Consider the following 12,608-nt stretch of genomic DNA (forward strand, 5'->3'; position numbering starts at 1 on the left):
CAGCTAAACTTTCCGAAACTCGCTATTGGCATCTACTGATGCACTCTCCTCGTAGCGAAAGTGAGATTGATGATCTTGCTTTTTTTCTCTCACGTGATGGAAAACAAAATCTCTCAAGCGAACTTGATAAAACCATTCAACATTTTAATGAGGATACAAACCGAAGCAATGAGAGTGTGTATTGTCGTTTTCCAGCCCGACGAGCATGGTTAGAACAAGAACTCAATATCTCTTTCGGTGAGGGGGAATGTAGTGACTATGCTACACTCGTGAGCAAAATGGACCCCCAAAGTGTGACACTGGTTTTTCCGAGTGCCCATATCAACTCACCCGCATCGATGTTCGGACATACGTTTTTGCGAATCGACTCAAAGATGGACTCAAAATTGATGTCGTATGCGATTAATTATGCGGCACACACGGAAGACACCAACGGTTTACTGTTTGCCTATAAAGGGTTGTTTGGCGGCTATTACGGCTATTACTCCATGCTTCCGTATTACGAAAAGCTTAAAGAGTATCGAGACAGTGAATCCAGAGACGTGTGGGAATACGATCTTAATCTCACCCACGATGAGGTGATGGCGATGGTGCGTCATATCTGGGAATTGCAGCATATTAACTCATGGTACTATTTTTTTGATGAGAATTGTTCGTACCATATGTTGTGGCTCACTGAAATCGCCCGTCCGAAGGTTCGTTTGAGAGAGCACTTTTTTTATTACGTTATCCCTCCTGATACCGTACGTGCTTTTGAAGAGGAGGGATTGGTAAATGGAAAACATTTCCGCCCCTCAAAACGGACTAAACTTTTGGCGTATGAAAAAGAGCTTTCTCCCGAAGCGATTAATAGCGTTAAGCGTTTAAGCCAAGGGGATATAAATAGTTCGATTTTATCGGATCAAGAACGTCGTTTTGCTCTTGAAGCGGCAGCGGAGTTGGTTGAATATGAGTACATTGAGGGGAAAATCTCCAAAGAGGTGTATACATCGCGTTATCATACTCTCTTGTCTGCGCGAGCGACTTTAGGCGCTGGTGACACACTTGTTGTCCCCCCTAAATCAAATCCTGATCGTGCCCATCGCTCTGCACGTTTATCCCTATCGCAAGGGTGGTTTGAGAATCGCTCTCCTTTAATGATCGGATGGCGTCCCGCATTTCATGATTTGAGTGAAGATGATACGGGGCATCTCTCCGGTGCGCAGATCGAATTTCTCGATACGCAGATCGGAATTGATCATGATAGGTTCACAGTGGAAAAATTGACGGTTCTTTCATTGGCCTCGATAGCTCCTGTGAGCCATTTCTTTAAACCGCTTTCATGGCGGATGAAAAGTGGTTGGGATCGTGATTATGAAAGAGACCAACTCAGTTTTGTCACTCGTGTCGGAGCGGGTGCTTCGATCGGAGATGATCAGTTGTATGGATATTTGCTCAGTGAGCCGGAAGTGCGATTCGGATTTCAAGCCGATATAGGATTGGGATTGACGGGTGGCGTGGGAATTAGTTGGAATAACCGTATGAAAACACATCTTGAAGCAGGGAATATTTTTTATTTAGAGGGAAGTGATCACTCGCGAGTGAGTATTTCTCATGTGTGGCAATGGAATTCCTATCTCTCATTGAGCGGGAGTTATGATGCCATAGTACAAGGGTATCATGAACAACGGTATAAACTGGGTCTGAACCTCTATTTTTAATGATTATTTTGGCATAATAGTCCTAACTTATGTGACGGAGTTTCTATGTATTTAGCGGAAGCGCGCTTTGCCCTTTGGGCCGATTTTATTGAACGGACATTTTTGGATGAAGGGTTTAAAGAACTCATTTCAAAAGGGATTATTAACGGTGCAACCTCCAACCCCGCTATTTTCAAAAGTGCAATTTTAACTTCACCCGCGTATAAAGAACAAATTTCTACCCTTTCTCACCTCTCCCCAAAAGAAAAATACGAAGCATTAGCAATATTTGATATACAAAAAGCGGCGGATATCTTGCGCCCTTTATATGATGCTGGAGATGACGGGTATGTGAGTATTGAAGTCGATCCATATTTGTGTGATGATGCGGAAGCGACGATAGCAGAGGGGATTCGTCTCTATCAAAGTATTAACCGCCCCAATGTGATGATAAAAGTTCCTGCTACCGAAGCGGGGTATGTTGCTATGGAAGCTCTTGCATCACAAGGAATAGCTATTAATGCAACGTTGATATTTTCAGTGGATCAGGCACTCAAATGTGCGGGAGCGTTTAATAGAGCATCCCAAAAATCCTCCGTTGATACCGTTATCAGCGTGTTCGTCAGTCGGATTGACCGAGCCATCGATGAAATACTTCGTGATAGCGGCGTTAAGACAGGGCTAATGGGCATCCTCAATGCTGCCGATATTTATAACCGTGTTGAAGCACTTCATATTCCGAAATCTCGTGTATTGTTTGCCAGTACGGGGGTAAAAGGGGATGAGTTTAGAGCTTCTTATTACATTGATGAACTTTTGGCTCCCAATAGTGTTAATACGGCTCCGATTGCAACGATTGATGCGTATGTGAGTGGAGGAGATTGTGTTCTAAAACTCCCGATTACTTCTACGGTGATTGAAGAACATCGTCAAAAAGTTGCGAGTGTTGGTATTATCATGGATACTATTATCACACAGCAGATAGAAGAGGGATTGGAGTCATTCAAAGTCGCTTTTTCCGAAATCCTAAACGCATTGGAGTAGTCTTATGAGTCAACAAACTTTTAGTCATTCGGATTTAGGTGAACTCAATTTTGAGGTGTTGAAAAAAATACGAGGTTACTTACGTCGTATGATTGATGCAGGGGGAAGTGACCTTCATGTAAAAGCCAACAGTGTGGTTCGAGCTCGAATTAACGGAGAAATCATCCCCCTTTCCGGTGAAATTCTCTCAAAAGATGATGCTCTTATTTTTGCTAAAGAGTTATTGCGTACCCGTTTCCCTGAGTTGGTAGAGAAAAAAGAGGTGGACTTAGTCTATCCATTCGATGAGCATACCCGTTTTCGTATCAATATCTTTTTCCAGATGGAAGGGATCTCGGCAGTTTTTCGTTTGATTCCGGTCAAAATATTGAGTATAGAAGAGCTTAAGCTTCCGAATGTAGTTCACTCTTTTGCCGATATGGAACGGGGCCTTGTTCTCGTTACTGGGGTGACGGGAAGTGGAAAATCGACGACATTGGCAGCGCTCATTGATGAGATTAACTGGAAAAAAAGAAAACATATTATTACAATTGAAGATCCGATTGAATTTGTCCATAAAGATCGTAAATGTATCATTAACCAGCGTAGTGTCGGGCAGGATACGGTCAGTTTTGGGAATGCCCTTCGAGCTGCTTTGCGTGAAGACCCCGATATTATTCTAGTCGGGGAGATGCGGGATATGGAGACAATTGAAATTGCACTCCATGCCGCCGATACGGGACATTTAGTCTTTTCTACTCTTCATACTCTTGATGCGAAAGAGACGATCAATCGTATTATTTCGGTATTTCCTCATGCAGAGCAAAATCGTGTCCGTATGACCCTCTCTTCGGTTCTGAAAGGGGTTATTTCTCAACGCCTAATCCCGACGGTGGAGGGAAAACGGACGGCGGCTTTGGAAATTTTAATCCGAACCCCCCGTATTGAGCAACTTATTGCGGAAAATCGGGATGTTGAGATCCCTGATACTATTGCAGAGGGAAAAGAACTTTATAAATCTCAAACATTTGATCAAGGAATTTTGGATTTGTACCTTGAGGGGAGAATCACCAAAGAAGATGCCTTTGCCTTTGCTACGTCACCGTCGGATTTAAAACTTCGTATGGAAGGGCTGAGTGCAACCATTGAAAAAACGAAGTTGGGTGTCGATGATAGTCCCAAAGAGTTTAGAGAAGAGGAGTATATCGGCTTAAAAAGCTAACTCAAGATTTAGAATAAAATAAGCAAATTTTAAGTATAATTCGCTCCATTTTATTTTAAGGACATGATTATGTTAGAAGGCATTGTAAGAGAGAGTATTGGCAAAGTTGCTACTAAAGCATACCGCCGTGATGGTTATCTCATTGCCAACATCTACGGAAAAGGGCTTGAGAACGTTCACGCCGCGTTCAAAATGAACGATTTTATCCGTACGGTGCGCAACAAAGAGACGGTAGCATTTGCAGTAAAAGTTGGCGGAGCAGAGATGAACCTTGTTGTTCAAGGATATGAGTCTCATCCGGTATCTGGTAATTTGTTGCATGTTGATTTAATGGTTGCACAACCGGGTGTTGTCACTCACTATCATGTTCCGGTTAAGACCGTAGGAATTCCACTTGGTTTGAAAAACAAAGGGATGTTATTCGTTGCTAAAAAACGTCTTCGTGTAAAAGCGGCGATTGAAAACTTGCCAGCGACTATCACTGTTGATGTTGCTCCACTCGATTTGGGTGATTCTGTATTGGTTCGTGATCTTCCACGTGTTGAAAACGTTACCTTTACTGATTCAGACCGTGTATCGGTTCTTAGTATCATCAAAGCGAAATAAGTATGCTAATCGTCGGACTGGGAAACCCCGGCTCGGCGTACGTCTCAACCCGTCATAATATCGGGTTTATGGTGATTGATGAATTGTGTCGTCGTCACAGTGTTAACAATGTTTCAAAGAGCTCCTTCGAAGGGGAGTTGTTTAAAATGGGGTCACACTTTCTCCTCAAACCGCTTACTTTTATGAATCTCTCCGGTCGTTCTATCCTCGCCGTTAAAAATTTTTATAAAGTGGATGAAGTTATTGTTATCCATGATGATTTGGATTTGCCCTTTGGTTCACTGCGTTTTAAAAATGGGGGCGGTCACGGCGGACATAACGGGTTAAAATCAACCGATGCGGCGATATCTCCTGCGTATATCCGTGTCCGGATGGGGATCGGAAAACCTGAGCATAAATCGCAAGTTGCCGATTATGTGCTGCATCCGTTCAGTGCGGATGAACAATCAAAACTTTCGGATTGGATTAATAAAGCCGCTGATGCCGTCGAAATGCTCTTGTCACAGAGTTACAGCGATGTTGCCGCAAAGTGCTCCCTAAAAGGGGTGTAAAAAGTTTGCAGGTTTTATTGGGTACAATAACTCCAATTTTTATTCATTAGGCTCTTATGCTTTCATTTACTACGTTATCATTACTTTATCTACGTTATTTTGCCATTATCATAATTGCTTTGTGCAGCTTTATGGTCGGATTTGATCTGATGGATTACGCCTCAGAACTACCGGATTCTGCGAATCTTGTTCTCATTTATATCATGTATAAGTACTTTTATGCTGTTGATATGATGCTCCCTATTTCTCTTGTATTTGCTATCATCGCCTCTTTGGTTGAGTTGATACGTTCTAACGCGCTGGTGGCATATTTTGCGCTGGGCTATTCAAAAACGCGTATTATGGCTCCTTTTCTGAGTGTTGCGGGAGGGTTAATCGGGATTTATATTGCACTGCATACGACCAATTTTGCCCGTGCTAACGAGTTCGCCGATAACCTTCGTGAAACGTCCGAATTTATCCGTCCTACCAGTAACCTTTTTTTCACCCATGAGGGGAACTATATCTATTTTGGCAATTTGTATCCGCTTAGTAAACGGGCAGAAGATATCCGTATTTTTACCTTTGAGAAAGGGGCATTAAAAGAGGCGTTAAACGCAAAAGAAGCGGTTTACGATAATGGGTATTGGAATATCCAAAAAGCGCATCTTATACGCCCTCCGAATGGGTTTGATCTCCATGCATTGGGGATTGTTACCGAAGATAAAGAACAGTTAAAAGTATTGCGTGATTTTAAACCGAAAATTTTGGATCAAGTGTATGAGGGGAAGGATAATTTTACCATCGGTGATGGGCTGGACGCATTAAAATTACTAAAAAATCAAAATGTTGATGTGGCTAAAATCACTAACTCCATGTATCGAATTTTTATTACCCCATGGTTCGCCCCTATTTTGATGGTGATCTTTTTTACCTATGCACCGGTGAGCGGACGTTTTCTGAACCTCTCATTTTTTAGCTTCGGGGCTATCTTAGTGACCCTCATGGTATGGGGGCTATTTTTTATGTTGGGCGAACTCTCGAACAATAAAACGCTTACTCCTGAAATGGGGATTATCGCCCCTATTATAGGATTGCTTGGTGTAATGTTATGGCGACTTGGAAATCCCCTAAGGAGAGTTAGGGTAAAATCGCGACAAAACTAAGTCAATGGGGATTACGGGTGATCGATTTTAAAGCTTTAGCGCAAACCTACGGGACGCCTTTGTATGTGTATGATTTTGATGTGATGAAAACGCAATTTGAATCGCTAAAAGAGGCGTTTCGCGGTCGAAAGTCGATTCTTGCGTACGCTGTCAAAGCAAATTCCAATCTTAGTGTTGTCAAACATTTTGCTCAGCAAGGCTCGGGAGCGGATTGTGTATCCATCGGTGAAGTTCGTCGTGCCTTGATGGCGGGAATTCCGAAATACCGCATCCTTTTTAGCGGCGTTGGCAAACGCGACGATGAGATACGCGAAGCAATCGAAAGCGACATTCTCTACATCAACGTCGAGAGTGAAGCAGAACTCTCTCGTGTCGAGATGATCGCTCGTGAACTGGGTACCAAAGCCCGTATAAGTGTCCGCGTTAACCCAAATATTGATCCTAAAACGCATCCTTATATTTCGACCGGATTACACGATAATAAATTCGGTGTCGAGATCGTAGCGGCAAAACGAATGTATATTCAAGCGAAAAATTCCGATCATCTTGACCCCGTCGGTATCCATTTTCATATCGGAAGCCAGTTGACCGAGTTGGAGCCGATTTATGAAGCGGCGGTTATTGTCGCTGATTTGCTCCGTTCACTCCAAGCGATTGATATTGAGTTGAAGTTCTTCGATATCGGTGGTGGATTGGGTGTCCGTTACGACAACGAAACGACGATTGAACCTTATGATTACGCACAAGCGATCCTTTCCGCACTCAAAGGGATCGATGTGACGATCATTTGCGAACCGGGGCGCTTTTTAACGGCGAATGCGGGATACTTTTTGACGAAAGTGCTGTATGAGAAAAACAACGGAGCCAAACGTTTTGTTATGGTGGATGGGGCAATGAACGATCTTATCCGTCCGAGTCTTTACAAAGCGTATCACCGCATCGAAGCGTTGGACAAAAGCGGTGAAGAGAGTATGGCCGATGTCGTCGGGCCGGTGTGTGAGAGCGGTGACTTTTTGGCAAAAAACTATCCCCTTCCGATGATGGAGCATAACGATCTTTTGGTGGTTCACAGTGCCGGAGCGTATGGTTTTGGGATGGGAAGTAACTATAATACTCGTGGACGTTCAGCTGAGATCGCTATTGAAGCGGGTAAAGAACGGCTCATTCGACGTCGCGAAAATTTTGAAGATGTGATCGCATTAGAGCGTGAGTATTTAGCGGATTAATGATGTATTTTGTGGATGTGCAGGGGACGTTGATTGAAGACAATACCAAACTCCCCACCCGTGGAGCGGTAGCGTTTATCGATCATCTCAATATGCATCAAATCCCGTATATGGTTATTACCAACAGCACCAAAAATCCGAGCGATGAGTTTTTGGGTTATTTAAATTCCATCGGATTGAACATCCCCCAAAGTCATTATCTTGATCCGTTGATGATGTTGGAGAGCCACATCGATAAAAGTCGAAAAATTGCGGCGTATGGATCACAGCCCTTTTTGAATGTGTTGCAATCGATGGGATACCCGTTGGATTATACGTCACCTGATGTGGTTTTGGTTGCGATCAAAGATGATTTTAGTCCTGATGAATATGCGCAAATGATCGAGTTCCTCCTCGCAGGTGCGCAACTAGTAGGGATGCACGAAACTACGTTGTACGTCAAAAATCACAAACGCTATCCGGGGGTCGGGGCGATTTTAAAAATGTTAGAGTTTGCCACTTCAGCGCCGTATAGTGTTGTCGGAAAGCCGAGTATTCCATTTTTCGAGGAAGCTCTCTATCGCCTCTCACTGCAAAAAGAGGGGGCGCAGTTTCGTGATGTTACTATTATCAGTGACGATGTCAAAGGGGATCTTATCGGAGCGCAATCACTTGGGATGAGAGGGATATTTGTTCTCAGCGGTAAATACCGAGTTGCCGAAGAGATTATCCCCTCTTTAAAACCTCAGGAGCGTCCGGCGGAAATTTATGCCGATATGCAAGCAATATTGGAGTGTTTATGAATACATTAGAAGAGTGCAGAGCACGTATTGATGAGATTGATAACGAAGTTGTCACCCTGTTGAATCGCCGTATGGAGGTGGTTCGTCGTGTTGGTGAGATTAAGCATGAGAATAATGGTGCCATCTATCGTCCTGAACGTGAAAAATCGATTATTGATCGTTTGACGAAAATCAGTGAAGCTTCAGATGGGTTGCTCAATGCTCAGGCGATTGAAGCGGTTTTTTTAGAGATATTTGCGGTTGCCCGTAATCTGGAACTTCCTGAGCGTATTGCGTATCTCGGACCTGAGGGGAGCTTTACCCATCAAGCGGCGGAATCTCGTTTCGGGGCGATGAGCGATTATCTCTCTCTGGGTTCGATTGAGGCGGTCTTTAAAACCCTCGAAGCGGGTCGCGCCAAATTCGGTGTCGTTCCCATCGAAAACAGCCGTGACGGAGTGGTTGGGGAAACCCTCGATTTGTTAGGGAAAAGCAGTGTTAAAATCGTAGCAGAGCTTTATATGCCGATTCATATGGCATTTGCAACCAAAGCGGAACAAATACATCATATCAAACGGATCTATTCCAAAGACAAAGGGTTCGGGCAATGCCGTGAATTTTTAGCAGAGCACGGTTTGGATGCGATTGAGCATATTCCGGTAGAGTCTACCGCAAAAGCGGCTATTTTGGCTTCCAAAGACCCTGAAGCCGCTGCTATTTGTTCTCACATCGCGGCAAAGCTTTACGGGGTTCCGACGTTGTTTGAAAATATCGAAGATACCCAAAACAATGCTACCCGATTTTTTATTCTGAGTGATTTTAAAAACGCTATCAGCGGAGAGGACAAAACCTCCATCTTGGTTCGTCTCAAAGATGCCCAGAAAGCGGGAGCGTTGGTTCACTTCTTGGAAGATTTTAATAATGCTGATATCAATCTCAGCAAGATTGAGAGTCGTCCATCGAGAGATAATGACGGTTTTGGATACTGGTTTTTTATTGATTTTTTCGGTCATATCGATGAGGATCGTGTTCAGAGTTTAGTTCAAAAACACAACGATGAAGTGACATGGCTGGGTAGTTACGTAAAGGGAGAGTTATGAAGTTTAATAGCGCATTAGAGAGCATCAAAACGTACGAGGCGGGTAAACCGATCGAGTTGGTGGTACGTGAGTATGGGATCGATAAAGATTCTATCGTTAAATTGGCGAGTAACGAAAATCCGTTTGGATGTTCACCGAAAGTAAAAGAGGCAATACATGCTATTGTTGATAATATGTCTCTTTATCCCGATGATTCAATGGTGAAACTAAAAACGGCACTGTCGAGTAAATACGCTATCCAAAACAATGAACTCATCATCGGTGCGGGAAGCGATCAAGTGATTGAATTTGCGATTCACGCGAAAGCGCACGCCGGCAGTAAAGTGTTGATGAACAGCGTAACCTTTGCGATGTATGAAATTTACGCGAAACAGGTGGGCGCCAAAATCATCCGCACCGCATCACGCGAACATAAGATGGATGAATTTTATGCCCTTTATTGTGAGCATAAACCCTCTATTGTTTTTCTCTGTACTCCGAATAACCCTACAGGGGATGGATTATTAGCCGAAGAGATGCTCTCTTTTATCGAAAAAGTAGATAGCGATACCCTTGTTGTTGTTGATGGGGCATACATGGAGTATGCTCGCTTTAAAAATCCTTCTTTTGCGGTTGAACCTCGTGATTTGGTTGAGAAATTTGATAATGTCTTGTTTTTGGGTACTTTTTCAAAAGCATATGGCCTTGGGGGAATGCGTGTCGGATATGGGATAGCTCAAGCGCCTATTATTGAAGCGTTGTACAAAGTTCGCCCTCCGTTTAATATCACGACCCTTTCTCTCGAAGCAGCTTCTGTGGCATTGGAAGATGAAGCGTTTGTGCAAGAGTGTATCGCCGATAATTTCAAAGAGATGGCTCGATATGAAGATTTTGCACGCTCAAAGGGGATCGATGTTATTGAAAGTTATACCAATTTCGTCACTTTATTGCTTCCTGAAGAAAAAAATTCATCAAAAATTGCGCAAGAACTCTTAAAAAAGGGTATGATTGTACGTGATTTAAGCAGTTACGGATTGAACGCTATTCGTGTTACAGTCGGAACCACGGTTCAAAACAACAGATTTTTCGAACTCACTAATCCTTTAGTATAAAAATTAGGTAACAATGGATTTTAAGACTCTTTTTTCGCAGCTTGTTGTTTTTTTCGGAAAGCTCACCCAAGCACAAAAAGGCATTATCGGTGCAGCAGTTGCCGGGATCATAGCATTTTTGGTTTTCTTGGTGGTTTACTCTTCTGAGGGTTCTAAAAAAGACAATGACGGATACCAAGTTCTTTTTGAACAACTTAGTAGCGAAGATGCTGCCAAAGTAATAGAACAGCTTGAAAAAGACAAGATTCCCTACCGTATTCCTCGCGAAAATGTGATCGAAGTTCCTAAAGATATCGTCTATAAAGAGCGTATCACAATTGCTTCCATGGGGATACCTAAAGAGGGGCATGTCGGGTTTGAGCTGTTTGATAAACAAGAGTTTGGAGCCACAAATTTTGACCAAGAGGTTAAATTTCGCCGTGCATTAGAGGGAGAACTTGCCCGTTCAATCGATTCGCTTGAACCGGTTGAAAAATCGAGCGTCTCTTTGGCGCTTCCGAAAGAGACCCTTTTTGTTGCTGAAGAAGTTCCACCTTCCGCATCGGTTATGGTTCAGCTTCAGCCGGATCGAAAGCTCTCACCTAAGCAAATTCGCGGTATCAAAAAACTCGTAGCAGCAGCGGTACCGAAACTCACACCTGAGAATGTAGCCTTGATTAGTGCTGAGGGTGAGACATTGGGCGATAATGATGAGGCGAGTGCTATGGGTGAGCTCTCCGCCATACAGCAGCAGTACAAAACCAAAGAAGAGAAAAAACAAGAAGAGAAAATTATCAATGTTCTTTCCCCTTTTATCGGAGGGAAAGATCGTGTTGTTGCTAAGGTGACAATAGAGTATGACTTCTCAGAGCAGAGTTCCACTTCAGAGAAATTTGATCCCGAAAATGTCGTCCGAAGTGAGCAAACTTCAGAGGAAAAACGCGATGGTGCGGCTCCGGCACAAGTAGGCGGTGTTCCGGGTGCGGTGAGTAATATCGGTCCGGTTCAAGGTCTCGCCGGTGGTGGCGGTGAAAAATTCGAGAAAACCACTGGAACTACGAACTACGAAGTCTCCAAAACCGTTTCAACGACTAAAATGGAGTTCGCCCGTATTAAGCGGATGAGTGCAGCCGTTGTGGTGGATGGAAAGTATGAACCGAAAAAAGATGCTGCAGGTGAGCCGACCGATGAACTTCAGTATGTAGCATTGGATGAGACGCAGATTCAGGCGATTGATGCACTGGTAAAACAGTCGATTGGATCAAATGAGCAGCGAGGAGACTTAGTAACGGTTCGCAACTTTGAGTTCCAAGCTTCGAAAGAGGGGAATAAAGCTAAAGACGGAGCCTCTAAGGCATCTGATTTTATTGCAACCTATATCACTCCGTTCGCCCCGATTTTTAAATATCTTTTAGTAGCGGTTATTTTATTTATTGCTTACAAAAAAATCATTATTCCGTTTGCAGAGCGTATGCTTGAATTTAGTCGTGAAGAGGAAGAATTCGAGAAACCAAATCTTGAAATTGCCGATGATGAAGATGAAGATTTAGCTGAAAAAGTACAGTTAATGCGTAAAAAAGTGGAAAATCAACTCGGTCTTGGGGATAGTTTTAACGAAGATGAATTGAAATATGATGTATTATTAGAAAAAGTGCGTGAAATCGCTGAAGATCATCCAGAAGAGATCGCATCATTAATCCAAGCTTTGATGGAAGAGGAGTCGGTACCTGCTGCTGATACTTCACATAAGCGATAGGAGGAACAAATGATGTTGACGCAGTCCCAACAAGCCAATTTTGATGAAATGAGTATGACTCAAAAGATTGCTATTTTGTTGGTTCAATTGGGTGAAGACGTTACCGCTACCCTTTTTTCACGGATGAACGTTGATGCAATTACCGACATTTCTAAATTTATCGCCAACAACAACTCAATCGAAAAAAATATCGGTGGAGCTGTCCTCGAAGAGTTTTATGCCATTATCCAATCCAATCAGTATCTTAATACAGGCGGTATGGACTACGCGCGTGAACTTCTCTACAAAGCTCTCGGACCTGAAGAGGCGAAAAAGATATTAGAGAAATTGAGTAAAACGATGCAAAGTACTCAAAACTTTGCTTTTTTATCGAAAATCAAACCACAGCAATTAGCTGACTTTATTATGACGGAACATCCTCAAACGGTTGCCCTTATCTTGGCACACATGGATCCTTCAGCGGCGGCGG

11 protein-coding genes and 1 pseudogene are annotated in these 12,608 nt (G+C 43.2%); all 12 read left to right on the forward strand.

Annotated elements, in window-relative coordinates; genetic code table 11:
- Positions 1 to 1,700, forward strand: a 1,700-nt coding sequence (locus JZU62_RS06415; protein ID WP_295013048.1) for a DUF4105 domain-containing protein, incomplete at its 5' end; no start/stop codon positions are given.
- Between the two features lie 45 nt (positions 1,701 to 1,745).
- Positions 1,746 to 2,723, forward strand: a complete 978-nt coding sequence (locus JZU62_RS06420) for a transaldolase (RefSeq protein ID WP_295013050.1) — start codon at positions 1,746 to 1,748, stop codon at positions 2,721 to 2,723.
- 4 nt (positions 2,724 to 2,727) lie between these two features.
- Positions 2,728 to 3,924 (forward strand): PilT/PilU family type 4a pilus ATPase, encoded by a 1,197-nt coding sequence (locus tag JZU62_RS06425; protein ID WP_295013052.1) that lies wholly within the window; start codon positions 2,728 to 2,730, stop codon positions 3,922 to 3,924.
- Positions 3,925 to 3,993: 69 nt separating this feature from the next.
- A complete protein-coding gene (locus JZU62_RS06430; RefSeq protein ID WP_295013054.1) occupies positions 3,994 to 4,530 on the forward strand; it encodes a 50S ribosomal protein L25/general stress protein Ctc in 537 nt (178 codons plus the stop codon).
- Between the two features lie 2 nt (positions 4,531 to 4,532).
- The gene (gene pth / locus JZU62_RS06435) at positions 4,533 to 5,081 is read left to right on the forward strand and encodes an aminoacyl-tRNA hydrolase (RefSeq protein WP_295013056.1); all 549 of its coding nucleotides are present in this window, start codon (positions 4,533 to 4,535) and stop codon (positions 5,079 to 5,081) included.
- Positions 5,082 to 5,137: 56 nt separating this feature from the next.
- Positions 5,138 to 6,226 carry an LptF/LptG family permease gene (locus JZU62_RS06440; RefSeq protein ID WP_295013058.1) on the forward strand — a complete coding sequence of 363 codons (1,089 nt, stop codon included), beginning with the start codon at positions 5,138 to 5,140 and terminating at the stop codon, positions 6,224 to 6,226.
- A 17-nt stretch (positions 6,227 to 6,243) separates the two neighbouring features.
- Positions 6,244 to 7,452 (forward strand): diaminopimelate decarboxylase, encoded by a 1,209-nt coding sequence (gene lysA, locus JZU62_RS06445; protein ID WP_295013060.1) that lies wholly within the window; start codon positions 6,244 to 6,246, stop codon positions 7,450 to 7,452.
- A complete protein-coding gene (locus JZU62_RS06450; protein WP_295013062.1) occupies positions 7,452 to 8,234 on the forward strand; it encodes an HAD-IIA family hydrolase in 783 nt (260 codons plus the stop codon). The genes lysA and JZU62_RS06450 overlap by 1 nt, the downstream gene beginning before the upstream one ends.
- On the forward strand, positions 8,231 to 9,313 hold the full coding sequence (pheA, locus tag JZU62_RS06455; RefSeq protein ID WP_295013064.1) for a prephenate dehydratase: 1,083 nt from the start codon (positions 8,231 to 8,233) through the stop codon (positions 9,311 to 9,313). Before JZU62_RS06450 ends, pheA begins: the two co-directional genes overlap by 4 nt.
- The gene (hisC, locus tag JZU62_RS06460) at positions 9,310 to 10,404 is read left to right on the forward strand and encodes a histidinol-phosphate transaminase (RefSeq protein ID WP_295013066.1); all 1,095 of its coding nucleotides are present in this window, start codon (positions 9,310 to 9,312) and stop codon (positions 10,402 to 10,404) included. The genes pheA and hisC overlap by 4 nt, the downstream gene beginning before the upstream one ends.
- Before the next feature lie 13 nt (positions 10,405 to 10,417).
- A complete protein-coding gene (gene fliF / locus JZU62_RS06465; RefSeq protein WP_295013068.1) occupies positions 10,418 to 12,139 on the forward strand; it encodes a flagellar basal-body MS-ring/collar protein FliF in 1,722 nt (573 codons plus the stop codon).
- Between the two features lie 9 nt (positions 12,140 to 12,148).
- Positions 12,149 to 12,608 (forward strand): annotated as a pseudogene (locus JZU62_RS06470) (flagellar motor switch protein FliG); the annotation flags it as partial.

It is taken from the genome of Sulfuricurvum sp. (assembly GCF_019163035.1).
GTDB lineage: Bacteria > Campylobacterota > Campylobacteria > Campylobacterales > Sulfurimonadaceae > Sulfuricurvum.